Annotated in this window: 21 protein-coding genes; 7 read left to right on the top strand and 14 right to left on the bottom strand. The window is 54.4% G+C overall.

The window, feature by feature from the left end; genetic code table 11:
- The first annotated feature begins 45 nt into the window (after positions 1-45).
- The gene (yjgA, locus tag RW65_RS04935; RefSeq protein ID WP_039055555.1) at positions 46-600 is read left to right on the top strand and encodes a ribosome biogenesis factor YjgA; all 555 of its coding nucleotides are present in this window, start codon (positions 46-48) and stop codon (positions 598-600) included.
- Between the two features lie 87 nt (positions 601-687).
- Here yjgA and mpl read toward each other — a convergent pair whose 3' ends face one another.
- The gene (mpl, locus tag RW65_RS04930; protein ID WP_039055554.1) at positions 688-2070 is read right to left on the bottom strand and encodes a UDP-N-acetylmuramate:L-alanyl-gamma-D-glutamyl-meso-diaminopimelate ligase; all 1383 of its coding nucleotides are present in this window, start codon (positions 2068-2070) and stop codon (positions 688-690) included.
- Between the two features lie 279 nt (positions 2071-2349).
- On the opposite strand from mpl, the gene fbp reads away from it, so the two are divergent.
- Complete coding sequence (gene fbp / locus RW65_RS04925) at positions 2350-3348, top strand: class 1 fructose-bisphosphatase (RefSeq protein WP_039055553.1); 999 nt, start codon at positions 2350-2352, stop codon at positions 3346-3348.
- 147 nt (positions 3349-3495) lie between these two features.
- Here fbp and RW65_RS04920 read toward each other — a convergent pair whose 3' ends face one another.
- The 7 genes from RW65_RS04920 to ytfQ form a co-directional block, all read right to left on the bottom strand.
- Entirely contained in the window at positions 3496-4347 is an 852-nt protein-coding gene (locus RW65_RS04920; protein WP_052250278.1) for an Rpn family recombination-promoting nuclease/putative transposase, read from the bottom strand.
- Between the two features lie 238 nt (positions 4348-4585).
- Positions 4586-5083 carry a DUF2569 domain-containing protein gene (locus RW65_RS04915; RefSeq protein WP_039055551.1) on the bottom strand — a complete coding sequence of 166 codons (498 nt, stop codon included), beginning with the start codon at positions 5081-5083 and terminating at the stop codon, positions 4586-4588.
- A 12-nt stretch (positions 5084-5095) separates the two neighbouring features.
- Positions 5096-6661 (bottom strand): methyl-accepting chemotaxis protein, encoded by a 1566-nt coding sequence (locus tag RW65_RS04910; RefSeq protein ID WP_039055550.1) that lies wholly within the window; start codon positions 6659-6661, stop codon positions 5096-5098.
- Between the two features lie 111 nt (positions 6662-6772).
- A complete protein-coding gene (gene yjfF, locus RW65_RS04905; RefSeq protein WP_039055549.1) occupies positions 6773-7771 on the bottom strand; it encodes a galactofuranose ABC transporter, permease protein YjfF in 999 nt (332 codons plus the stop codon).
- Entirely contained in the window at positions 7758-8783 is a 1026-nt protein-coding gene (ytfT, locus tag RW65_RS04900; RefSeq protein WP_197058864.1) for a galactofuranose ABC transporter, ATP-binding protein YtfT, read from the bottom strand. Before ytfT ends, yjfF begins: the two co-directional genes overlap by 14 nt.
- Before the next feature lie 10 nt (positions 8784-8793).
- A complete protein-coding gene (gene ytfR, locus RW65_RS04895) occupies positions 8794-10296 on the bottom strand; it encodes a galactofuranose ABC transporter, ATP-binding protein YtfR (RefSeq protein WP_039055547.1) in 1503 nt (500 codons plus the stop codon).
- Between the two features lie 53 nt (positions 10297-10349).
- Positions 10350-11306, bottom strand: coding sequence for a galactofuranose ABC transporter substrate-binding protein YtfQ (gene ytfQ / locus RW65_RS04890; protein WP_039055546.1), 957 nt, complete (start codon positions 11304-11306; stop codon positions 10350-10352).
- Positions 11307-11706: 400 nt separating this feature from the next.
- Between ytfQ and ppa the strand changes: the two genes are divergently transcribed.
- On the top strand, positions 11707-12237 hold the full coding sequence (ppa, locus tag RW65_RS04885; protein ID WP_039055545.1) for an inorganic diphosphatase: 531 nt from the start codon (positions 11707-11709) through the stop codon (positions 12235-12237).
- Positions 12238-12559: 322 nt separating this feature from the next.
- On the opposite strand, the gene RW65_RS04880 is transcribed toward ppa, so the two are convergent.
- From RW65_RS04880 to tamA, 3 genes are read right to left on the bottom strand one after another with little or no spacing between them, the layout of a single operon-like run.
- Positions 12560-12910 (bottom strand): gamma-glutamylcyclotransferase family protein, encoded by a 351-nt coding sequence (locus tag RW65_RS04880; protein ID WP_020456270.1) that lies wholly within the window; start codon positions 12908-12910, stop codon positions 12560-12562.
- Positions 12911-12912: 2 nt separating this feature from the next.
- Positions 12913-16689 (bottom strand): autotransporter assembly complex protein TamB, encoded by a 3777-nt coding sequence (gene tamB / locus RW65_RS04875; protein ID WP_039055544.1) that lies wholly within the window; start codon positions 16687-16689, stop codon positions 12913-12915.
- On the bottom strand, positions 16686-18419 hold the full coding sequence (gene tamA, locus RW65_RS04870; RefSeq protein ID WP_039055543.1) for an autotransporter assembly complex protein TamA: 1734 nt from the start codon (positions 18417-18419) through the stop codon (positions 16686-16688). The genes tamB and tamA overlap by 4 nt, the downstream gene beginning before the upstream one ends.
- Before the next feature lie 244 nt (positions 18420-18663).
- On the opposite strand from tamA, the gene msrA reads away from it, so the two are divergent.
- Positions 18664-19308: a peptide-methionine (S)-S-oxide reductase MsrA gene (gene msrA / locus RW65_RS04865; protein ID WP_039055542.1), complete on the top strand. Its 645-nt coding sequence runs from the start codon at positions 18664-18666 to the stop codon at positions 19306-19308.
- A 181-nt stretch (positions 19309-19489) separates the two neighbouring features.
- Positions 19490-20827: a polyamine export protein PaeA gene (gene paeA, locus RW65_RS04860; protein ID WP_039055541.1), complete on the top strand. Its 1338-nt coding sequence runs from the start codon at positions 19490-19492 to the stop codon at positions 20825-20827.
- 72 nt (positions 20828-20899) lie between these two features.
- Here paeA and RW65_RS04855 read toward each other — a convergent pair whose 3' ends face one another.
- Positions 20900-21106 carry a DUF1107 domain-containing protein gene (locus tag RW65_RS04855; protein ID WP_039055540.1) on the bottom strand — a complete coding sequence of 69 codons (207 nt, stop codon included), beginning with the start codon at positions 21104-21106 and terminating at the stop codon, positions 20900-20902.
- A 342-nt stretch (positions 21107-21448) separates the two neighbouring features.
- On the opposite strand from RW65_RS04855, the gene RW65_RS04850 reads away from it, so the two are divergent.
- Positions 21449-22006, top strand: a complete 558-nt coding sequence (locus tag RW65_RS04850; protein ID WP_039055539.1) for a YtfJ family protein — start codon at positions 21449-21451, stop codon at positions 22004-22006.
- On the opposite strand, the gene cysQ is transcribed toward RW65_RS04850, so the two are convergent.
- Positions 22000-22740: a 3'(2'),5'-bisphosphate nucleotidase CysQ gene (gene cysQ / locus RW65_RS04845; RefSeq protein WP_039055538.1), complete on the bottom strand. Its 741-nt coding sequence runs from the start codon at positions 22738-22740 to the stop codon at positions 22000-22002. The genes RW65_RS04850 and cysQ overlap by 7 nt on opposite strands.
- Before the next feature lie 224 nt (positions 22741-22964).
- On the opposite strand from cysQ, the gene RW65_RS04840 reads away from it, so the two are divergent.
- A complete protein-coding gene (locus RW65_RS04840) occupies positions 22965-24908 on the top strand; it encodes a bifunctional 2',3'-cyclic-nucleotide 2'-phosphodiesterase/3'-nucleotidase (protein WP_156123969.1) in 1944 nt (647 codons plus the stop codon).
- Here the strand turns inward: RW65_RS04840 and RW65_RS04835 are convergent, their stop codons facing one another.
- Positions 24909-25319 (bottom strand): winged helix-turn-helix transcriptional regulator, encoded by a 411-nt coding sequence (locus tag RW65_RS04835; RefSeq protein WP_039055536.1) that lies wholly within the window; start codon positions 25317-25319, stop codon positions 24909-24911. It lies immediately after the preceding gene.
- Between the last annotated feature and the right edge of the window lie 85 nt (positions 25320-25404).

Genomic DNA, 25404 nt, shown 5'->3' with positions numbered 1-25404 from the left:
CGCGCCTTAACTGGTAACATTAGCCTCTTTTTTAAGGAGCCTGAGATGACAAAGCAGCCCGACGACTGGCTCGACGACGTGCCCGGTGATGATATTGAAGACGAAGATGATGAAATCATCTGGGTCAGTAAGAGTGAAATTAAGCGCGATGCGGAAGAGTTAAAGCATCTTGGCGCGGAGATGGTCGATCTTGGTAAAAACGCGCTGGATAAACTCCCGCTCGACCAGGATCTCCGCGACGCCATTGAATTAGCGCAGCGTATTAAGAAAGAGGGCCGCCGCCGCCAGCTGCAGCTGATCGGGAAAATGCTGCGTCAGCGCGATGTCGATCCGATTCGCCAGGCGCTGGATAAGCTGAAAAACCGTCACAATCAGCAGGTCGCCTTTTTCCATAAACTGGAAGCGCTACGCGATCGCCTGATTGAAGAGGGTGATGATGCCGTACCGGACGTGCTGAAACTGTGGCCGGAAGCCGACCGCCAACAGCTGCGTTCGCTGATTCGCAATGCGAAGAAAGAGAAAGAAGGCAACAAACCGCCAAAAACCGCGCGTTTGATCTTCCAGTATCTGCGTGAGCTGGCTGAAGCCAGCGAGCAATAATCGTCTGCGTTTTCCCTCTCCTGCTGGAGAGGAGCGAAAAAAAAACCGCGCCGGGCTTTCGGTCGCGGTTTTTTTATTAGTGCGTTATCAGGCGTTTTCAGCGGCCAGCTGTGCTTTTTTCGCCAGTCCATCAAGCAGCTTCTGATGAATACCGCCGAAACCGCCGTTGCTCATCACCAGAATGTAATCGCCGGGCTGGGCGCTTTTGACAATCATCTCCGCCAGCGTATCGACATCCGCGCTCCAGAAGGCCGGCTGCACGCAGGCATCCGCCACTTCCGCTACCTGCCAGGGAATATGCGGCGGCTGCAGCAGATAGACTTCGTCGGCACGCCCCAGGGACGGGGCCAGATCGTCTTTGCAGATACCCATTTTCATGGTGTTCGAGCGCGGCTCCAGCACGGCGATAATCTTCGCCGTACCGCCCACTTTACCGCGCAGGGCGGCAAGGGTCGCCAGAATCGCCGTTGGGTGGTGAGCAAAATCGTCATACACGCTCACGCCTTGGGCTTCACCGCGCAGCTCGAGACGGCGGCGCGCATTAATAAACGACCCCAGCGCATCGGCAGCATCTTTCGGGGCGACGCCAACATGACGGGCGGCGGCAATCGCCATCAGGCCGTTATGCATATTGTGTTCGCCCACCAGACCCCAGTTCACCTCACCAACGCAGACATTATCCAGCCACACTTCCCAGCTTGAAGCGTCGGTGGTGCGTTTTTTTGCCTGCCAGTGCCCCTGCTCGCCTACCAGCTCCTGTTCGCTCCAGCAGCCCATCGCCATCGTCTGTTTCAGGTTAATGTCGTTTTCCGGCCAGATGATTTTGCCCTGTCCCGGCACGATACGTACCAGGTGGTGGAACTGCTTCTGAATCGCTTTCAGGTCGTCGAAGATATCCGCGTGGTCAAATTCGAGGTTATTGAGCACCAGCGTGCGCGGGCAGTAGTGCACAAACTTGGAACGTTTGTCGAAGAAGGCGCAATCATACTCATCGGCTTCAATCACAAAGAACGGGCTATCGCCCAACCGCGCGGAGACATCGAAGTTGCCCGGTACGCCGCCAATTACAAAGCCCGGCTTGTAGCCGCAGGCTTCCAGAATCCACGTCGCCATCCCGGCGGTAGTGGTTTTGCCATGGGTACCGGCCACGGCGACAACCCAGCGGTCGCGCAGCACAAAGTCATGCAGCCATTGCGGGCCGGACATAAAGGGAATGTTCTTTTCCAGTACCGCTTCAACACAGGGGTTGCCGCGTTTCATCACGTTGCCGATGATGACCAAATCCGGCGCGGGATCGAGCTGGCTTGCGTCATAGCCTTCAATCAGCGCAATCCCTTGATTCTCAAGCAGCGTGCTCATCGGCGGATAAACGCTGTCATCCGAGCCCGTTACCTCGTGTCCCAGCGCGCGCGCCAGCATGGCCAGGCCGCCCATAAAAGTGCCACAAATCCCTAAAATATGAATGCGCATGTGTCATTATCCTTTCCTAAACTGGCGCATATTTTACCCATATGTTGCAGCGTAGAGAAACGCATTTCAGGATAATCCGTATGTTGCTGGCGCGATTCACCTGTGCACGGAGTTTTGAATGTTTGTTAGTATTGTTGCATGACCTTCGCGTTTTCGTTTGCGAAAGCTCTGGCTGTTACGGCACCAGCTGTTTAATATCCAGAACTTGCTGTGACCAGCAACCTGAAAACCACAGGCTACAATCGCTTTACTCCATATTAAAAATGCAGGGAAAGTGTTATGAAAACGTTAGGTGAATTTATTGTTGAAAAGCAGCATGAGTTCTCGCATGCCACGGGTGAATTGACTGCTTTGCTGTCGGCAATAAAACTGGGCGCCAAGATCATTCATCGTGATATCAATAAGGCCGGTCTGGTCGATATCCTGGGTGCAAGCGGTGCTGAAAACGTGCAGGGCGAGGTGCAACAAAAACTCGACCTGTTTGCCAATGAAAAACTGAAGGCCGCACTGCGCGCCCGCGATATCGTGGCTGGGATCGCCTCCGAAGAAGAAGATGAGATCGTCGTTTTCGAAGGTTGCGAACATGCAAAATACGTCGTGCTGATGGACCCGCTGGATGGCTCCTCCAACATCGATGTTAACGTCTCCGTCGGCACCATTTTCTCTATCTATCGCCGCGTCACACCGGTCGGTACGCCAGTCACGGAAGAAGATTTCCTGCAGCCGGGCAACAAGCAGGTGGCCGCCGGGTATGTCGTTTACGGTTCGTCCACCATGCTGGTTTACACCACCGGCTGCGGCGTTCACGCCTTTACTTACGATCCGTCGCTGGGTGTTTTCTGCCTGTGCCAGGAGCGTATGCGTTTTCCGGAGCGTGGCAACACTTACTCCATCAACGAAGGCAACTACATCAAATTCCCGCAGGGCGTGAAGAAATACCTCAAGTTCTGCCAGGAAGAAGATAAGTCGACGCATCGCCCTTATACCTCGCGCTATATTGGTTCACTGGTGGCGGATTTCCACCGCAACCTGCTGAAAGGCGGGATCTATCTCTACCCAAGCACCGCCAGCCACCCGCAGGGTAAGCTGCGTCTGCTGTACGAATGCAACCCGATGGCCTTCCTCGCCGAACAGGCGGGCGGTAAAGCCAGCGACGGTAAAGATCGTATTCTCGATATCCAGCCGGAAAGCCTGCATCAGCGCCGCCCGTTCTTTGTCGGAAACGAACATATGGTGGACGATGTCGAACGCTATATGCGTGAGTATCCGGACGCCTGATTTGCCGACTACCCCTTAAGCGCCACGGCTGTGGCCCTTAAAAGCTACCGAACCCCATGTTTTCACATGGGGTTCTTTTTTTAGCGAATACAGAAAATGTTATCTGACAGGACGCACGCCCTTTAGCAATGCAGGCGCGGCAAAACGTTAGGCCTGAAGATCGCTAACGGATTTTTTCAGTGCGTCGTCAGACAAGCTGGTCACCTGTTTCACCATTTCCGGCGACATCCCCATATTGATAAGTTGGGCAGCAATTCTCATGGCCTCTTCCTGTATCCCTTTTTCTCGCCCTTCTTGTACAAGATATTCCGCGATGGTCATAAGCGTCTCCTTATGCTGTGGAAGCCGATTAGCAAGCGTACGAAGAAACGTTTTCGGTTCCGCACGCTCACCCGTCTGAATAAAATAATTTACCAGAATGGTCAAAGTTTGTCCGTCCGTATACTTAGATTTTAGGAGTACAACAAGGGGCTCCAGACTTTTCACTTTTGCCAGGGCGCGTACGTGTTTCTGCAGCCAGGTCAGGGCAGCAATATGCCGGTGCTGGCTAATCTCCTCATCAGGGATCACGGTCACATCAACCAGCGGAAAGGCACCGCCGTATAAACGCCAGGCCAGCGCCGGATCGTCAAACTCCTCAAGCCAGTTCACCGACCAGGGATAAGGGCTGCGTTTTCCGGCGTAATAGAGCACCGGAATCACCAGCGGCAGCCTCTTATGACCGGCCTCAAGGTGGTTCTGCATCGCGGCAATGGCATAGCGCATCAGGCGAAAACCCATATGCACATCGGGAGAACTCTGGTGCTCAATCAACAGATGAACGTATCCGTCGCCGTGGGTTGTTTTAAGGGACCACAGCAGATCGCTGAAATAGGGGCGTAAATCGTCTTCGATAAATGAAGTGGATTCCAGCTTGAGGGTGGTGAGATCGCATATTGCCCTTAGATCAGACGGCAGATGGATGTCGATAAAATCCCGCGCCGCTTCCGGCCGGGACATTATCGCTTTAAATACCGCATCATGGGGTGTCGCGCTGCTGCTATTTGTCACTGTGTCGTCCAGGTGAACAGTCTGGCTCGACGGTAAGGGCTATGAATGAGCGGTGCAAGCGCGTCGCCAGGCTTTCACGAGCGGCTTCGCAAAGCCTCTCGCTATGCAATTCCGGATGCGTTTTTTAAGGGGGGAATTCCGTGGCAAAACCCCTGTCAGCCCGCAGGCTGACGAGGAGTGACAGGCGTTATCGCACGAAGGTACGCTGTACGCGCACTGAGACTCGAAAGTAGGGGATCCAGATTGCCGCGCTTATCGCGCTACGAATCAATGCCTTAACGATTTCGTAGCTATAGGACAGTTGCAAAAGATAATGCGCCAGCAGTAAATCGAGGGCGTAAAAAGCCAGCCATAACAGCAAAAAACCGATGTAAAAGCGCGGCAGTTGGCGTTTTTTACGGAAAAACAGGCTGCCGACGTACAGGGAATAGACGAGCATAGCGACAAAAAACACCAGCTCTAAAATCAGCAGCGTTTTCTGCCCGCTAATCAACTCGCCGTAGTGATCCATCAATATTCTGACCGAAGTATTAATCGAAACAATCAAACCGAGAAACGAAAGTACCAGGCCAATTGCCGGAACAAACAGCCAGCCACGAATCTTTTTAAATTCGCGCTCCTCGCACGCCGCGCAGTAGTCACTCTCGTTCAGCGCTTCGTTATCACAATTAATACATACGCCCATCGTTGTTCCTGATTATCCTTGTGGTTGTAAGCGGAATGTCGCCATCGCCTGCAGCAGCTCGCGCGACTGCTCTTCCAGCGAACGGGTGGCGGCAGAAGATTGCTGAACCAGCGCCGCATTTTGCTGTGCGGTCTCATCCATCTGGCTGACGGCGATATTGACCTGTTCAATGCCGCGGCTTTGTTCCTGCGAAGCATTGGCGATTTCACGCATCAGTTTGGTCATTCGCAACACCTCTTCGGCGATTTCGTCCATCGTTTCGCCAGCCTGCATCGCCAGCTCGCTGCCTTCTGAGACCTGCGCCTGAGAACTACCGATCAGCGCGCGGATCTCTTTAGCGGAGTCGGCGCTGCGGCTGGCGAGGCTGCGCACTTCGCCTGCCACTACGGCAAAACCGCGTCCCTGCTCACCGGCGCGGGCAGCTTCTACGGCGGCGTTCAGTGCAAGGATATTGGTCTGGAAAGCGATGGTGTCGATTACGCTGAGGATATCGGCGATACGGTCGGAGCTGGATGAGATTTCATGCATTTTTTCAATAACATAACAGACCATTTCGCTGCCGCGATCTGCCGTATCTGAAACCGTCTTCGCCAGTTTATGCGCCTGCTCGGCGTTATCAGCGTTAAGTTTTACCGTGGCGGTGATCTGCTCCATGCTCGCCGCCGTTTGCTCCAGCGACGTCGCGGTGGACTCCGTACGCTGCGACAGATCGACGTTACCGGCGGCCAGCTCACGGCTGCCGGTATCAATCTGCGAACTGGCGTCACGCACGCGCGTGACCGAGCTAATCAGCGCATAACGCATCTCTTCAATCGCTGCGTTTAGCCGGTTGAACTCTTGACTTGCCACCTCGGTTTTGGCGTTGGTCAAATCCCCTGCCGCCACATGTTCCAGCTGTTCAATTGAGCTTTGCAGCGGTTTTAACAGCATATGACGCAGCGCCAGCCAGGCCAGCACAATGATCCCGGCCACCAGCAGCGCCACTACCATAATCAGCATCATTACGACATTTTTACTGCTCTGCACCGCAGTGACTTCCGCTTTGCCGCGCGCTTCGCTCCACTTCTGAAATGCCTGCATGTCGTTATCAAACTTGCGTGAGATCGGGATAAGTTTGTTTTCCAGCAAATCGTAGTAGGCATCGGCGCTCTGTTGGTTTAGCGCGTTCTGCATCGGTTTAATCCCCTGGCTTACGTAGTCGCCGTAGCTTTTCGCCAGTTGCGCCAGCAGCACAGAACCCTGCTCGTCATCTACGCCCGCATTGATCACACCAGCCAGCGCTTGCTCGCCGTTCTCGATTTCGCCATTGATCATTTTCACAGATTTAGCAGCATCATCCAGCAAGCCAACTTCCATCATGCGCACGGCCTGGCCGGCTTCGTTACGTGCACGCAAAATCAGGGTATAGCCTTCGCTCAGGCGCGCCATCTTCTCGCCCTGCAGTTGGCTAATGCGTTCAAGGGAAGAGGAACTTTTATTGAGTGCGTAAACCCCGATGCCGCTGACCAGCAGCAGGAGAAGTGTCATAACAGCCAGTAAAGAAAGTAAACCAGTACGGATCGAAAGCGTTTTAAGCATGATATGAATCCCGGTAGCAGTGATACTTTTTGGCGTGAATTAAGCCTTGTTCGACAGTTATCGACTGCTACCGGAATTACTTTAGGGAAAAACAACCTTTTCAATATGTTACTATTTTGTTGCTGTAGTGCTAACGCGTGTAACAGGTGAGCTTTGGCGGCTCTCCCACAGTACCGTGAGGCCACGTTGCAACGCGATAAAAATAAACAACAGGATGCCGATGGCGATCTTCGTCCACCATGAGCTCAGCGTGCCGTCAAAGTTAATATAGGTCTGGATAAGTCCTTGTATCCCTACGCCAAACAGCGTGCCGAGCACCGTGCCGACGCCGCCGCTCAGCAGCGTGCCGCCAATGACCACCGAGGCGATAGCATCCAGTTCAACGCCGACGCCCGCCAGCGCGTAACCGGCCTGGGTGTAAATAGAGAAGACAATGCCCGCCAGCGTCGCAAGGCCGGTGGAGAGCATATAGATGCGTATAGTGGTGCTGCGCGTTGAAATCCCCATCAGGTTAGCCGAAGTGGCATTGCCGCCGATGGCGTAAACTTCATTGCCAAAACGGGTGCGGTGGGCAAGAAAAATACCGACGATCACCACCAGCAGCATCAGCAGCCCCATCGCGCTCAACCGCCCGCCGCCGGGGATCATCCACGCCAGGCTGGAGAGGGAATCGTAGACCGGATGGTTAATGGGAATAGACTCTTCCGACAGCAGATAACTCACGCCGCGCAGGAAAAACATCCCCGCCAGGGTGATGATAAACGCCGGAATTTTTAGCGCGTCGATCAACAGCCCCATAAACGCACCAAACGCGGTGCCCATCAGAAGAATCAGAGGAAAAGCCAGCAGCGGCGAAATACCCCAGTCGCCAATGGCTTTGGCTAAAAATACCCCGGTGAAGGCGATCACAGAGCCGACGGACAAATCGATGCCACCCGAAAGGATCACAAACGTCATGCCGACGGCAATAATCCCCAGAAACGCGTTGTCGGTAAGGATGTTACAAATCACCCTTGTTGAGGCAAAGCCGGGAAATTGTGTCAGGCAGTAGAGGTAGCCGAGCACAAATACGCCCAGCGTTATCATCAGCGGTAAGTTACGTTTTATCATGACCGCGTACTCCTTTAATCAACGCGATAAAGCGCGGCGACTGCACAATCAGTACGCACATCACCACCACCGCTTTCACCACCTGGTTGAGTTCCGGCTGGAAACCGGAGAGCAAAATGCCGGTGTTCATGCCCTGAATAATCAGCGCGCCCACCACCGATAGCACAAGGTTAAAGCGCCCGCCCATCAGCGAAGCGCCGCCGATCACCACCGCCAGAATGGCGTCCAGCTCCAGCCACAAGCCCGCGTTATTGGCATCCGCGCCGCGAATATCCGCCGTGACAATCACCCCGGCGATTGCCGCGCAGACGCCGCTCAGCACATAGGTCAGCATCACGACAAGGCGCGTATTCACCCCGGCGTTTTTCGCCGCGCGAATATTAATGCCCACCGCCTCGATAAACATGCCGAGGGCGGTTTTACGGGTAAAGACCCAGAACAACAGCAGCGTCACCAGCGCGATAATCACCGGTGTCGGGAACAGCAGCAGCGAGCCGCTGCCGAGCCACGAAAGCGACGGAGCGTTAAAGGTAACGATCTGTCCGGAGGTAATGAGCTGGGCAACACCGCGCCCGGCGACCATCAGGATCAGCGTGGCGACAAAGGGCTGAATTTTTAAAATCGCGACCAGGATACCGTTCCATAATCCGGCCAGTACGCCGGTGGCGAGCGCCGCCAGCAGCACCACCGTCAGGCTGTGCCCGGCGACCGTTAACGAGGCCGCCGTCGCACCGGCAATTGCCATTACCGCGCCAACGGAGAGATCGATACCGCCGGTGGCGATCACCAGCGTCATGCCAATCGCCAGCAGCGCAACGGGCGCGGCGCGGTTAAGAATATCTATTGGGCTGCCGAATAGACGACCATCCTGTAACACCACCTGATAAAAATGCGGCGCGACAAGGCTATCGACCACCAGCACCAGCAGCAGAGCTATCAGCTGCGGCGTACCCGTCGGCCAACGAAAGCGGCGCTTGTGCGGCGTCGCTTGACCCAGTGATTGAGGCATCACACTCTACTCCTTACGCCGCAATGGCATTCATGATCGCCGGCACCGACAGCTCAGCGAGCGGGATCTCCGCCACCTGTTTGCGATCGCGCATAATAATCACCCGATCCGCATAGCCCACCAGCTCCTCCAGTTCGGACGAAATGACCAGCAGCGCGAGGCCGTCGGCACAGAGGGTTTCGATCAGGCGAATAATTTCCGCATGAGCGCCGACGTCGATGCCGCGCGTTGGCTCATCAAGAATTAGAAATTGCGGGCGCGTCAGCAGCCAGCGCGACAGCAGGACTTTTTGCTGGTTACCGCCGGAGAGAAATTCGATCGGCTGCTCGGCGTTCGGCGTGCGAATGCCGAGCTGGCGAATAAAGCGTTCGGCAATGGCGTTCTGCTCTTTACGCGGAATCGGCCGCAGCCAGCCGCGCTGAGCCTGTAGAGCCAGCACAATGTTTTCCCGCACCGATGCGGCGGCGATAATGCCGTCGGTTTTCCTGTCTTCCGGGCAAAAACCGATGCCCAGGCAGGAAGCCTGATGCGGGGAACGTAAGCTTTGCTGTTTGCCTTTCAGCATGGCGCTGCCGCTGTCGGCGGGTTTAATACCGAATATCACTTCGGCGGTTTCGGTACGGCCCGAGCCTAACAGCCCTGCCAGGCCGACAATTTCGCCGGGCCGCACCTGCAGATCGAACGGCGCGATGACGCCTTTTTTGCCGTAACCGGTAAACGCCGCTACCGGTTTGTCACTCAGTAAAGTACGTCCGGCGCGTTGCAGCGCATTACTTTCCAGCTCGCGGCCAAGCATCATTTTGACCAGTTCTATTTGCGGCAGCTCGCGGGTGGATTTGCAGCCGACAAAACCGCCATTGCGCAGTACGGTAATACGATCGCTGACTTCATAAACTTGATCGAGAAAATGGGTGACAAAGATCAGGCTAACGCCCTGATCGCGCAATTGGCGCATCAGGGTAAACAGCATCTCCACTTCCTGGGTGTCGAGGCTGGCGGTGGGTTCATCAAGGATCAACACCTTCGCGGAGAGATCGATGGCGCGGCAAATCGCGACAATCTGCTGCATCGCCACCGAATAACGGTTGAGGGGCTCGCGCACATCCAGCGAGAAGCCGTAAGACTCCATTAGTTTCGCCGCGCGCTGCTCCATCTCTTTACGCCGCAGCAGACCGAAGCGTCGAGGCTCGCGGCCAATAAACAGGTTATCCGCCACCGACATATTGGGCAGCAGGTTCACTTCCTGGTACACCGTCCCGATGCCCAGCTGCTGGGCGTGAGCGGTGTTTTTTGGGTTGATTTGTTGACCTTCCAGCCAGATGGCACCTTTATCTGCGTGATAAACCCCGGTTAAGGCTTTTATCAGCGTCGATTTTCCCGCGCCGTTTTCCCCGAGCAGGGCCATGATCTCGCCGCGGCGCAGGCTAAAATCCACGTTATCGAGCGCTTTGACGCCGGGAAAGAATTTACTTAAGCCTTCAGTACGCAGGATTTCCTGGTGTGCTTCCGCGTTCATTGTGACCCCTTACACATTGACCCCCTCCCCGGCGGGGAGAGGGTTTTTGCGACTCAGTAACCCATGTTTTTCTTCTTCTCGAGCTCCTCTTTCGCCGTGTCCGGCAAATAGAGCGTCGATTTGGTAATGGTCAGCTTCGGCGGCTCGGTGCCGTCCTTTTTATATTTCTCCAGCGCATCAAACGCCGGACCAGCCATGTTCGGCGTCAGTTCAACGCTGGCATTGGCTTCGCCGTCGATCATCGCTTTATAGATATCCGGTACGCCGTCAATTGAGCCGGTGAGAATATCTTTGCCCGGTTTTAGACCGGCTTCCTTAATGGCCTGAATCGCACCAATGACCATGTCATCGTTATGGGCGTAAACCATGCAGATGTTTTTGCCGTTGTTTTCCGCCTTGATAAAGCTCTCCATCACCTCTTTACCTTTGCTGCGGGTAAAGTCGCCAGACTGAGAACGAATGATCTTAATGTTGGAGGCTTTGGAGATGGCTTCGGCAAACCCTTTCTTACGATCGATAGCCACGCTTGCACCCACGGTGCCCTGCAGCTCAACGACGTTACAAGGTTTACCGTTGACGGTTTTCACCAGCCATTCGCCAATCAGCTTGCCTTCAAGGATGTTGTCGGCGGTCACGGTGGTCATAAACAGCGATTTATCTTTGACATCAATTGAGCGGTCGAGCAGAAAGACCGGGATTTTGGCGTCTTTGGCTTCTTTCAACACCGGCTCCCAGCCTGTCGCTACCACCGGCGCGATAAAGATCGCATCGACGCCCTGGGCGATAAAGGAGCGTACCGCTTTAAGTTGGTTTTCCTGTTTTTGCTGACCGTCAGCGATTTTCAGCGTGATGCCACGCTTGCTGGCTTCGCTTTTCGCGACGTTGGTTTCAGCGGCTCGCCAGCCGGATTCAGATCCGACCTGCGAAAATCCTACGGTTAACGGGGCGGCCATCGCCATAGACGACATGGCTGCCGAAACTGCTGTGACAAGAAGTAAGCGCTTCCACATAAGAGCATCCTCAAGGGTTATTGTTGGCTACAACTTCGCCTGCGGAGAAAACTATAGACAATCGGAGATGTAACAAAATGCGTTACATCACAAATCGGAAAAGTTAATAAAATGTTGATATGCAGTTGAGATCTGACACGCGAAAAGCGCTGTTTTCATTCACCTGATTTATCCATTGAAATTGCAGATATTTACCATCAATGGACCGAGTGATGAAATCACTGTAATCGGTTACACAAAATTATTGAGGATGCTGCTATGGTTATGGATAAAACAGTCATAAATTAGTGCCAGAAAGCGCCGAAAAAAGTGTGAGCCGGTTAAAACAGCCCAAGACATTCACCGCCAGTTGGCTATAATACCCGGCACTTGTTTGCCACACATTTTAAAGGAAACAAACATGAGCTTACTGAACGTCCCGGCGGGTAAAGATCTGCCAGAAGATATCTATGTTGTTATCGAAATTCCGGCTAACGCTGATCCGATCAAATACGAAGTAGACAAAGAGAGCGGCGCGCTGTTCGTTGACCGCTTTATGTCCACCGCGATGTTCTATCCGTGCAACTATGGCTATATCAACCACACCCTCTCTCTGGATGGTGACCCGGTTGACGTACTGGTGCCGACGCCGTACCCGCTGGAGCCAGGTTCCGTTATCCGCTGCCGTCCGGTTGGCGTACTGAAAATGACCGACGAATCCGGTGAAGATGCCAAACTGGTTGCCGTGCCGCACACCAAACTGAGCAAAGAGTACGATCACATTAAAGATGTGAACGACCTGCCGGAACTGCTGAAAGCACAGATCACGCACTTCTTCGAGCACTATAAAGATCTCGAAAAAGGCAAATGGGTGAAAGTTGACGGCTGGGAAAACGCTGAAGCCGCGAAAGCGGAAATCGTTGCCTCCTTCGAGCGTGCTGCGAAGAAGTAAGCCGGTTTCGCCGAATGAAACCCTGACGCGCCCGGCGCTCAGGGTTTTTTTATATCTGTTGTTTGTTTACCTGCACGGGATGCAGCCGGGGCTTTTCTCAGCAAACGGATTTATCGCGCGTTTAGCATCGTCGTTTTTCTGATCTTTTTCCTGCCGGTGATATCCAGTAATACCCGCTGCATTAATCACGCAGGCTATTCGCGTGCGCTGTGCCTTATCTGGCTTATCGCGCCCTACCTGATGCTGTTTATTCCCTTTTTTCTTCCGCGAAAGCTGCAGGCATAAAAAAACCGCGCCCTGCGGCGCGGTTCTCTTTGCATGATTACTTCTGATACTGTTCGCGGTCGAGCCAGTTACCGCTCTCAATCAAGGTTTTCCCCTCAACCGAGCGCTGGTAAACATACATCCAGGCGCTGCCATAAGGCGTCTGGATCAGCTGACGTTTGTACTCGCCGCCCGCGGTGCGCAGCGCGTCCAGCTCTCCGAGCGTCGCCGCGTCGATACGGTACACTTCGCCCTTCACGCTTCCTTCACCGGCTACGGCTCCCGGATAGTGCCCCAGGCTGTACAGCTGATGATTTTCGACACAAAAGTCCCCCAGCCACTGCGCATTGGTCATCCAGTGGCTGTTGCCCTGCTTGCGTCGTAAACTGCCGTAAACAAATATTCGCATTGCTAAAACTCAAACTGATAGAGCAAATCAAGTGCCTGATCTACGCCAGACACCGCTTCAAGATACAGCTTAGGCATCAGACGATAACGTAACGTGAGAGTCGCCAGTGAGTCAAAAATTCCTACACCATATTTTACTTGTAGACCCGGCAACACATAGCCGCTGACCACCACCTGGGAAGAGTCACCGACGCCCTGGGTGTCCAGCGCCAGATTGCTGACGCCAAAAGTCTCGCCGATTTTACCCACAACCTGACCACTTTGTGCAACCCCTAAGCCAATCAGCATGGAGGTCATCGCCGCACTGTCGCTCTGCCCGCTATCCAGCCCCTGGCCGCGCAGGAGGTACGAGAGGGCTTCTTGTTGCGACATCGCCGGGTCGGAGAAGATTTCCGCTTTCGGCTCATCGGCATTGCCGGTCACGCGCACGCCGGCAATCACCCCATTCTCCGTGGCTTCCGGGTTACGAATCGCTTCAATATTGAGCATCGGCTGATCCGGCGGCCCGGAGAACAGCAGCTCGCCTTTGCGCACCAGCAAATCCTGACCATACGCGCGGAAACGCCCTTCCGGAATATTGATCTGGCCGTTCAGCCCCAGGCCCTGCTTATCCTGGGCCACTTTCAGATCGCCCGTCAGGCGCGCTTTCAGGCCGAAGGCGTTGAGCCGCACGTTGTTGCCGACATGCACCGTGACGTTACTGTTAATCGGAATCGACGCGCTTTTCCGCTCCTCCGGCTGCAGCTGATCGTTCAGCATCACTTCGTCGCTGGAGACGCCGACGGCGCTTTCCGGCAGATCGTGCACCACAATGCGCGCCCAGGGTACATCCACATCGCCATCCAGCGTAAACAGGCGTGGCGTGGCTTCAAACACCACATCCGGCGAGACATCAAGTCGCACCATCGGCGGCACGGTAATCCGCACTTTGCTGCCTTTGGCCGCCACGCGAGCGCGCCAGTTATCAATCTGACTCCAGTCGGCGTCGCCGCTGAGGTTAATCTCCCCCTGCCCGGTGCGTACAACACCCTGCAAGGTTGAGCGCATGCCGTTGAAATTGATCGCCAGCTGGCTCGGCTGCATATCAAAAGGCATAAAGTTGCCATCAATATCTACGCCGTTCAGCCCCAGTTGCCCGAACAGCTGCGGACTTTGCACATTGCCGCCCAGGCGCAAGTTGGCGTTGAGGGTACCCACGGCTTTTTCACCCCGGCTAAAGATGGCGTTCGCCATGGCCAGTGAGAAGTTGCGAATATTAACGTTGCCGCCGAGATTGCGCCGCCCCTGCGGATCCGTCACCTGGATCTTGCCATCGAACTGACCGTTATTACTCAAGCGGATAAGCCATCCTAAATCGGCACGGTTATTACTCAGTTTCGCATTCAGATTGAGCGTATCGAAGGCCACCGGCAGCGGCGCATCGTTGACGATTTGCGTCACCTTCACGCCACGCCCGGAGAGCGTCACTTCCCCCTGCGGTAAGCCAGCTTTGGTGGCATCCCAGCTGATATCCGCTTTACCGCTGAACATGCCGCTTGCCTGGGTTGTTTCCGGCATAAAGGGTTTCAGCATCGCCAGATAAAAGCGGTTCAGATTGATAACCGCCCGCCCCGTCTCACCAACGTCAACGGTTTGCGGAATGCACAGCTCGGCATTGGGGTTAAGCCAGCAGTGGGGACCGATGGCGATTTTTTGCTCCTGGTTGCGATAATCAAGCGTTACCGGGTGGTTGATGGACCAGGGCCCCACGGGCGTTGCAAAGCGCGTATCGCTGAGAGTACCTTTCCAGCGCTGCTGCTGGCGGTCAAAACTGCCTGACAGGTTAAGCTGACCGGAAACCGGCTCGCCCTGCAGCCGCAGCTGCAATTTATGCTGCTTTTCATTACCGTCCGCCGCAAGCTGCACAAGGCTGATATTAACGCCTGGCTGGACAATACGCTCCACGCGCACGTTGAGTTTGCCGCCAATCTGATCGCTGGATTTCACATCGCCTTCCACGCGTACGCGGGAAACAGAGAGTTCCTGCCAGCGCAAATTGTTGGCGGTAATGTCCGCCAGCGCCTGCGGGGCATCCACCGTACCGCGAATCTTCACCAATCCTTTTGCCGTACCGCCAAGACCCGGCAGCGCATTGTTCAGCCCCGGCGCGTCAATAGTGGCATCAAGGTTAAGATCTTTGACTCCCAGCTCCCCTTTAATATCGGCGCTGTTTTTGCCAAGGGTGAGATGCAGTCCCGGAATGATCCATTGCAGATAACTGTTGCCTTTGATCTGTCCGTCAACGTTGACCTTGTTCTCTTTGACGTTACCGCTGAGCTTCAGCTCCGGCACATCCACCTGCCAACTACCGCCGTACAGGCTGCCGCGGGTTTTGATGGAACCGTTAATTTTTGACGGCCAGTCGGGGAACGCTTTCGCTGTATCAATGCCGGTGAGGGTCAACGCGCCGCTCCAGCTGATCGCCTGCTGCCAGTCGAGCAGCGCTTTCAGCTCGGTTTTGCCTTCCAGCGCAGCAATCACCAGCTTATCAAGATTCAATTGCTGTTCATTCCCTTTGGCCTCAAGGGTAATGGTGGCAGGCGGCACACTTTGGCCTTTTACCGCCGCGCGAAAAGCCAGCGTATAGTCGGTCATTTTGCCGGAAAGCTTCAGGCTAACGTTGTCCGCCTGGTACTGTTTATCCCCGGTAAAGGGCCAGTAAAGTTGCTTACTGGCTATCTCCAGATTCAGCGGCAAACCGGCTTCCGCCAGCTGGGTTTGCGCTTGCAGCGTCATATCAACCGGGCCGGAAAGATTGACAGCAACGTTGAGCTGTTTACGCACTTCGCCGCCGACTTTTAGCTTTACCTTCTCCCCTTTCAGCGGGTCAAAATTGAGCGCCGTATTGAGGGTGATGTCCACCGGCCAGTTATCGCGCAGCTGGGCGCTGCCGGTGGCGCTTACCTGCCCCTGATTGGAATCCACTTCTAGCGCATCGAGCTTCATTTGCCCGTCAATACTGCTCACTTTCAGCAGCAGGCTACGCACCAGAATGTCGGTGTCGCCGGTAAGGCGCAGCTGTTCGCCGCGAAACGCCTCGATATTAAGATTCAGCGGCAGGTGAACATCGGTCATCTCCGGCAGCAGCGGTTTTTCAAACAGCACCTTCATGGTTTCACCAAGGGGCTTTTCCTGCGGCTGCGGATTCTGAATTTTCGGCTCTACCACCTCTTTTTGCGCCACATCCGCTACTTTCGGCAGGGCGATTAGTAGCCCCTGCAGCGACGTCGGTTTCAGCGTCAGGTTCTTCTCCTGCCAGTGCAGGCCAGAGCTGAAGTCCATTACCGAGACGGTAGTGTCATCAATGTTGATATTGATATTATTGAGCGCTACCCGGCTTAAAGTTATCGGGTAAGGCGTGGAGAGATTGAGCGGCCCGTTATCGACCTCTTCGACAGGCTTCGTGGGCGCCATTTTTTTGCTGTCGATAACCACATTGATATCTTTTAACGACAGGTCGTTGACGCACAGGCTGCTGTTGCGCAGACAACCGAGGTTAACCGCCAGATGGACTTCCCCGGCATTCACCGCCACGCCCGGCTGGGTATAACGGATATTTTTTAGCGTCAAATCGCGCCAGCCGCCGGTCACCTGGCTAATCTCCAGCCCCGGCACCCAGCGGTTGGCGGCTTTAAATAACAGATGCAGACCGGGGGTGGTGCCCACCAGCAAGGCCACGGTAACCAGTAGCAGCAGGATAAAGGCGAGGATGCCGAGACTGATTTTCTTCCATAAACTCATAATTCCGGCCCCAATCCGATATAAAACTGCAGTCCGTGTTCTTCTTTATCCCCCACCGGCACCGCGAAATCGAGCTTAACGGGCCCGACGGGCGATTCCCAGCGCACGCCAATGCCCGCGCCGGTTTTCACGTTGCTGCGCCGGATGTCGCTAACCGCTTCGCCGCTGTCGATAAACGCCGCGCCCCACCACTTACCGGTCACGTTGTACTGATATTCCAGTGAACCGGTCGCCAGCTTCGAGGCACCGATCAGTTTGCCGTCGTCATTTCTCGGGGCGATAGATTTGTATTTGTAGCCGCGAATACTGCGATCGCCACCGGCGAAGAAACGCAGATCCGGCGGTACACGTTCAAAATCACCGGTTTCGATCCAGCCGAGGTTACCGCGCGCCACGAAACGGTGGCGATCGTACAGGGTGCGGATCCAAACGTTTTGTGCCTGCAGTACCAGGAAGTCGACATCGGACCCCCAGGCGGTATTGGAGTAGTCCACTGAGTAGCGCTGTGAATCGCCCCAGGTTGGCATCAGGCCGCCGCGCGAGCGAGTGCGGCTGATCATCACGCCCGGGTAGAGCAGCATGGTGGTATTGGTGACATTGGCCTGCGTAAAGTGATCGAGGCTCCAGCGCAGGTTAATCGCACGCTGCCAGCCGCTGGAGAGCTCCCAATAGCGAGACAGCGCAAGGGTAGTGGAATCCGCCTTCGTGTCATTTAGATCGGTACGTTTAAAACCGCCCTGCGCCAGGTAATATTGCTCAAGGGGATTTTTCAACAGCGGCATTTTGTAGCTGAAATCGAGCTGCTGTTCGGGCGCCGAAATACTGGCGCTGGTGGTCAGGCTGTGGCCGTAGGAGTTCACCCACGGTTTTTTCCAGGTGGCTCTGACGCGCGGACCGACATCGGTCGAGAATCCGACCCCGGTTTCGATGGTGTTTTCCGTGCGCGGCGAAACCACGCCCTGCAGCGGCAGAATTTTCGTTTTTCGCGCTTTCTCGAACTCCGGCGCAACAATCACCGAATTAAACCAGCCGGTGGCGGAAAGGCGGCGGTTTAGCTCCGCCAGCTCCTGCGTCTGGTAGTAATCCCCTTCATGGAAAGGCACCAGGTTTTGCAGATACTCCTCGCGAATCTGCGAGCCTCGAAAGGTGACCTTGCCAAAGCGGTAGCGCTCGCCGCTGTCGTAATCGATATCCCAGAACGCCTGGCGGCGGTCCAGCGCGACGCCAAGCTGGCTTTTGGTGAACTGGCTGTCAAAGTAGCCTTTGCGTAACGCCACGCGGGTGAGCGACTTTTTAAAGCTGTCATAATCGTTATGGTGCAGCACGGTGCCGATAGCGGGACGTTTTTTCAATAGCGTCAAATAATCGCTGTCGGTGCGTGCGCCGCCGCGCAGGATAACGTTCGTTCCGCCAATCAGCACCGGCTCGCCGGCCTTTACGCGGGCGATTAATACCTGCCGACCTTTCACCGGCGGCGGGCGCAGTTCAAATTCAATAGTCGGTTCGTAGTAGCCTAAGGCTTTTAACCCCTCGCGGATGGCGTCATCCACCCGCGCCTGAAAACGGCGATCCGGTGTGACTTCATCGCTTTGAATGGTGGATAACTGGGCGCGGACGTTCTTTTGCAACGCCCCGGTTAGCCCTTCGAGTTGCAATCGCACATCGGCGGCGAAAGCCGTTTCACTCACCAGCAACAACGCGGCACAACATAGCAGACGGATCTTTGGCACGTTCTCTCCTGAATATCCTTGTTCCCACCCCTGGAAGGAAACGTAAGCGCAACTCCGCGCTGAGCCCGGTTTTGCTTTACAACAAAACACAAGCCGATAAAAATCTGTTAACACAGATTGAAAAACGGACGACTATCCCAAACTTTCTTATTTTAAATCTAGTCTGGTTTAGGCCGTGTATTGTGTTAAAACAACGGCCGCAACACAACCCTAACCGCAATTAGCCCCTCCGGGAGGTATCACCGTGAGTCTATTCGATAAAAAAGACCTTGTTTCCCCGTCAGATGCATTGCCCGGACGCAATACGCCGATGCCCGTAGCCAGTTTACATGCTGTTAACGAGCATTCAATGAGCCATGTCCCGCAAGGCTTTGAAACGGCCTTGTTCGCCATGGGCTGCTTCTGGGGCGTTGAACGCCTGTTCTGGCAGCTGGAGGGCGTTTACAGCACCGCCGCGGGCTACACCGGTGGCTATACGCCAAACCCGACCTATCGCGAAGTGTGCTCCGGGATGACCGGCCATGCGGAAGCGGTGCGCGTGGTGTATGACCCGAACGTGGTGAGTTATGAAAAATTGCTGCAGGTGTTCTGGGAAAACCACGATCCGGCCCAAGGTATGCGTCAGGGCAACGATCTCGGCACCCAGTACCGTTCGGCAATCTATCCCCTGACCCAGGAGCAAAGCGACGCCGCCCAGGAAAGCCTTGCCCGTTTCCAGCAAGCGATGCAGAGCGCAGGCGACACACGACAGGTCACGACAGAAATTAAAACCGCGACGCCGTTCTATTACGCTGAAGATGATCATCAACAGTATTTGTATAAAAACCCGCATGGCTATTGCGGTATCGGCGGGATTGGCGTCTGCTTGCCACCGCAGCTTAACCCCTGAAAACATGTGGCTTTTCTCACCAAGCAACGGTGAAAATTAAGCCTCTGGCAGCTTGTAACACCCTTACGCTATACTACCCCTCGAAATTGCCGGTCCACCGCTTCGGACCGGCTTTCATTGTGTTTACCACATGGATATTCAAAAACCCCTTCCGAGGATCCGGTTAATAGCTGGATAAATTATGTTAAACAGTATCTTAGTCATACTCTGTCTGATCGCGGTTAGTGCGTTTTTCTCGTTATCCGAGATTTCGCTCGCCGCATCGCGAAAAATTAAACTTAAACTTCTGGCCGATGACGGCAACATCAACGCACAACGTATTCTGAAAATGCAGGAAACCCCCGGCACCTTCTTTACGGTGGTGCAAATTGGCCTCAACGCCGTTGCCATCCTTGGCGGTATCGTCGGCGACGCGGCATTCTCCCCTGTTTTTTACAGCCTGTTGATCAAGGTTATCTCCCCGGAGCTGGCTGAACAGCTGAGCTTTATTATCTCCTTCTCGCTGGTGACCGGTCTCTTTATCCTCTTTGCCGACCTGACACCGAAACGCATCGGTATGATTGCGCCCGAAGCCGTGGCTTTGCGTATCATCAACCCGATGCGCTTCTGCTTATTCGTTTTTCGCCCGCTGGTCTGGTTCTTCAACGGTCTGGCCAACGTTATTTTCCGCATTTTTAAACTGCCCATGGCGCGTAATGACGATATCACCTCGGACGATATTTACGCGGTGTTCGAAGCCGGTGCGCTGGCCGGGGTGCTGCGTAAGCAAGAACATGAACTGATTGAGAACGTGTTTGAGCTGGAGTCGCGTACCGTACCGTCTTCTATGACGTCTCGTGAAAACGTCATTTGGTTCGACCTGCATGAAGACGAGCAGAGCCTGAAAAATAAAGTATCCGAGCATCCGCACTCGAAGTTTCTGGTCTGTAAGGACGATATTGACCATATCGTCGGCTACGTTGATTCGAAAGACTTGCTTAACCGCGTGCTGGCAAACCAGAGCATGGCCCTTAACAGCGGCGTGCAGATCCGCAATACCCTGATTGTGCCGGATACCCTGACGCTCTCCGAAGCGCTGGAAAGTTTCAAAACCGCAGGGGAAGACTTCGCGGTGATCATGAACGAATATGCGCTGGTGGTCGGCGTTATCACCCTGAACGATGTGATGACCACGCTGATGGGCGATCTGATTGGTCAGGGGCTGGAAGAGATGATAGTCGCCCGCGATGAGAACTCATGGCTGATTGATGGCGGTACGCCGATTGATGACGTGATGCGCGTGCTGGATATCGATGAGTTTCCGCAGTCCGGCAATTATGAAACCATCGGCGGTTTTATGATGTTTATGCTGCGTAAGATCCCGAAACGTACGGATTCGGTGAAGTTTTCCGGCTACAAATTCGAAGTGGTGGATATTGATAACTACCGCATCGATCAGCTGTTGGTGACCCGTATCGATACGCGCGCCGCCGTGCTGACGCCAAAGCTGCCGGATGCTGAGGATAAAGGCGCGGCCTGATCTGCCGCAGAAACGTCAACGGCCCCTGCGGGGCCGTTTTTTTTATACTTAAACTACTGCATAGCACTGCTGTTAAGCCATTTCGGTCTGCAGACGCATAACCTGACGGTTAACTTCAGACATCACAGACAGATGCTGTATGTCTTTCACTTTCGGGATCAGGATTTTACCTTTATCAAACTCGAAAGCGCCAACGTCCTTAATATACAACCGTCCACGGAACAGGATTTTTACGTACTTTGCCACCTGGAGTGGGTTGTAACGCTGGAAAATTTTCATTCTTATATCTCCTGTAGAACATTACGCTCTTGCGGTTCCACAATCGGACCAGCGTCGATGAGCGCAAATTTTAATGCTCAATGACTATAGTTCAGAACCTAACCGATACATAGTGTGAATAACTTTATTTACCATCTGATGACAATTATTCAGAATATTCTTTTCAAAGCGGCAATATGCGCAGTATAAGCCGACATTTTTTTACAGTTATGTGCGTTCACACGCAAACTGGCACCCGGATTGCGGGAAAAACGCATTAATCGCATTTATGATTGAAAGACGATCCCAAGTGGTCGGATCACCTGCATAAAGACAATAAACGCAACAGATAAAGGAAACGCCATGACCCTACGTAACATCCTGGCAGCGACTTGCCTGTTACTGCCGCTGGTTGCCGCAGCGCATAATTTTGAAAACAACCAGCGCGTGCCGCCTGTGGGCATAGCCGACAGAGGGGAGTTGATTCTCGATAACGATAAGTTTAGCTATAAAAAATGGAACAGCGCCCAACTTGCTGGCAAAGTGCGAGTGGTGCAGCATATTGCCGGTCGATCGTCAGCCAAAGAGAAGAATGCCGGGCTGATAGAGGCGATCAAGGCGGCGAAACTTCCTCACGATAAATACCAAACCACCACCATCGTTAACACCGACGATGCCATTCCCGGCAGCGCCATGTTTGTGCGCAGCAGCATTGAAAGTAATAAGAAGCTCTATCCGTGGTCGCAGGTGATTGTGGATAGCGAAGGCGTGACGCGCAAAGCCTGGCAACTGGAAGAGGAAAGCTCGGCGGTGGTGGTGCTGGATAAAAACGGTCGCGTGCAGTTCGCCAAAGATGGCGGCCTCAGCCAGCAGGAAGTGCAGCAGGTAATTGACCTGCTGCATAAGCTGCTCGCTCAGTAGAGCGAGACGCGGAAACCGGGATTGAGGAAGGATTCACGCGGGGTGTAATCCAGCGTGCGTCCCTGCCAGTCGTGAACGTGCGCCCCGGCGGCGACCGCCACCGCGTGACCCGCCGCGGTATCCCAGACGTTGGTCGGCCCAAAGCGCGGGTAAAGCTGCGCTTTACCTTCCGCCACCAGGCAGAACTTCAGCGAGGAGCCAATCGCCGTGGTCTGATGCTCCCCAAGCTGCTGCAAATACTCTTTCAGTTCATCATCGGCATGAGAGCGGCTTACCACCACCAGCGGCGGGCGCGCATCACGCACCTGGATCTGCTGATGATGCCCGGCGTCATCTTTCCAGGCTTTACCTTCCGCCGCCGAATACATCACTTTCAGCACCGGCGCATACACCACGCCAAGCACCGGTTTCCCATTTTCGATCAAAGCAATATTGACGGTAAACTCGCCGTTGCGCTTGATAAACTCTTTGGTGCCGTCCAGCGGATCCACCAGCCAGTATCGTCCCCAACTCTGGCGAATCGCCCAGCTGGGCGGATCTTCTTCTGAGAGCACCGGGATCTCCGGCGTCAACGCCTGTAAGCCGCGCACAATCACCCCGTGCGCCGCAATATCCGCAGCCGTGACCGGAGAGTCGTCCACTTTGCTGGTGACCTCCATCGGCTGATGGCCATCGTAAACCTGCATAATAGCATCGCCCGCTTCGCGCGCGAGCTGGCAAATTGCATCTAACATTTTCCACCTCTTCTGTTAAGTGGTACGTAACTCATTGTTTTACTTATAACGTATCGCAGTGGAATCTGCCATCTGTGATAGTGCTTGCGTTTTCTGTGCACATTTTTATGGCAGTATTCACAATTCTGTAAGCAACAAAATGTACATAACAATTTATTTTGTGGCTTGTACCCAAAAATAATTCGCATTGTATGACGGGTACAGATCGAAAAAGGATGCCTCTGATGATTAAGTTTAGTGTAACGCTTCTGGCCACGCTGATTGCGGCCAGTGCGCAGGCCGCAACGGTGGATTTACGAATTCTGGAAACCACTGATTTGCATAGCAACATGATGGATTTTGATTACTACAAAGATACGGCGACGGAAAAGTTTGGCCTTGTGCGCACCGCCAGCCTGATTAATGCCGCCCGCCATGAAGTCAAAAACAGCGTGCTGGTGGATAACGGTGACTTAATCCAGGGCAGCCCGCTGGGCGATTATATGGCGGCGAAGGGGCTGAAAGCCGGTGAGATCCACCCGGTGTTTAAAGCGATGAACACGCTCGATTACGCCGTCGGCAACCTTGGGAATCATGAGTTTAATTACGGTCTGGATTACCTGAAAAAAGCGCTGGCCGGGGCAAAGTTCCCCTACGTTAATGCCAATATTATTGATGCGAAAAGCAAAAAGCCGCTGTTTACGCCGTATCTGATCAAAGAGACGCCGGTGACGGACAGTGAGGGGAAAAGCCATACGCTGCGTATCGGCTACATTGGTTTTGTGCCGCCGCAAATCATGGTGTGGGATAAAGCCAACCTGAGCGGCAAAGTGACGGTCAATGACATCACCGAAACCGCCCGCAAATATGTGCCGGAAATGCGCGCCAAAGGGGCGGATCTGGTGGTAGTTGTTGCCCACTCCGGGCTGTCGGCGGAGCCGTACCAGGCGATGGCGGAAAATTCCGTTTACTACCTCAGCGAAGTGCCGGGCGTGGATGCGATCCTGTTTGGTCACGCCCACGCCGTTTTCCCGGGTAAAGATTTCGCCGCCATCAAAGGCGCGGATATCAGCAAAGGGACGCTGAACGGTATTCCATCGGTAATGCCGGGCATGTGGGGCGATCATCTTGGCGTGGTCGATCTGGTGCTCAATAACGATTCCGGTAAGTGGCAGGTGAGCGAGTCGAAAGCCGAAGCGCGGCCAATCTATGACGCGGCGGCTAAAAAAGCGCTGGTGGGCGAAGACAGCAAGCTGGTGCAGATCCTTAAACACGATCACGATGCCACGCGCGAGTTTGTCGGCAAGCCGATCGGCAAATCCGCCGACAATATGTACAGCTACCTGGCACTGGTGCAGGACGATCCGACGGTACAAGTGGTGAACAATGCGCAAAAAGCCTATGTCGAACACTTTATTCAGGGCGATCCGGATCTGGCGAAACTGCCGGTGCTTTCTGCCGCCGCGCCGTTTAAAGTCGGCGGGCGTAAGAACGATCCCGCCAGCTATGTCGAAGTGGAAAAAGGACAACTCACCTTCCGTAACGCCGCTGATTTGTACCTCTATCCGAACACGCTGGTGGTAGTAAAAGCGACGGGCAAAGAGGTGAAGGAGTGGCTGGAGTGTTCCGCCGGGCAGTTTAACCAGATCGATCCCCACAGTGACAAGCCGCAAAGCTTGATCAACTGGGACGGCTTTCGCACCTATAACTTCGATGTCATCGACGGCGTTAACTACCAGATTGATGTTACGCAACCGGCGCGCTACGACGGCGAATGCCAGAGCGTAAACCCGCAGGCAGAACGTATCAAAAATCTGACCTTTAACGGTAAGCCAATCGATCCGAATGCGGTATTCCTCGTGGCGACCAATAACTACCGCGCCTACGGCGGCAAGTTTGCCGGTACTGGCGACAGCCATATCGCGTTTGCCTCACCGGATGAAAATCGCGCCGTGCTGGCGAAGTGGATTGGCGATGAGACTCACCGTGCAGGGGAGATTCACCCGGCAGCCGACAATAACTGGCAGCTGGCACCGATTCACAGCGACACGCAGCTGGATATTCGTTTTGAAACCGCGCCAACGGACAAAGCCGCCGCGTTTATCAAAGAGAAAGCCCGCTATCCGATGCAAAAAGTGGCCAACGACGAGATCGGTTTCGCGATTTATCGCCTTGAACTGAACAAGTAGTTAGCCGACCAACGCCTGCTGGCCTTCCCGCACCTCGCGGAAGGTCAGCACTTCCTCAATATTCAGCTCAATCCAGTCCGCCAGCGCGGCGACCTTAACACTTACCTGCTCGCCCATTGGCGTCAGGCTGTATTCCACATGGGGCGGGACGACCGGATAAGAGACACGGTTGATAAACCCATCCTGCTCCAGCCATTGCAGGCTCTGCGCCAGCATCTTCTCACTCACGCCACCCATTTTGCGGCGCAGGTCGCTAAAGCGGTGGGTACCATCGCGAAGCGCCAGCAGAATTAATACGCCCCAGCGGCTGGTGACATGTTTCAGAACATCTCGCGAAGGGCACTGCTCGGCGAACAGATTGCCGTTGCGGATCTGCTCACTCAACGTTTGTGGCCGGGATGCTGTTTTCATACTTACCTTTTTGTACGTACTTACTAAAAGTTAGTTAAGGTGCTAGCGTACCACAACACTCACCGAAGATGACAGGAGAATACCC

Origin of the sequence: Enterobacter sp. Bisph1, assembly GCF_000814905.1 — a bacterium.
Taxonomy (GTDB): Bacteria; Pseudomonadota; Gammaproteobacteria; order Enterobacterales; family Enterobacteriaceae; genus Kosakonia.
The sequence above is the reverse complement of the archived record's forward strand: the minus strand, read 5'-3'. Positions and strand labels throughout refer to the sequence as shown.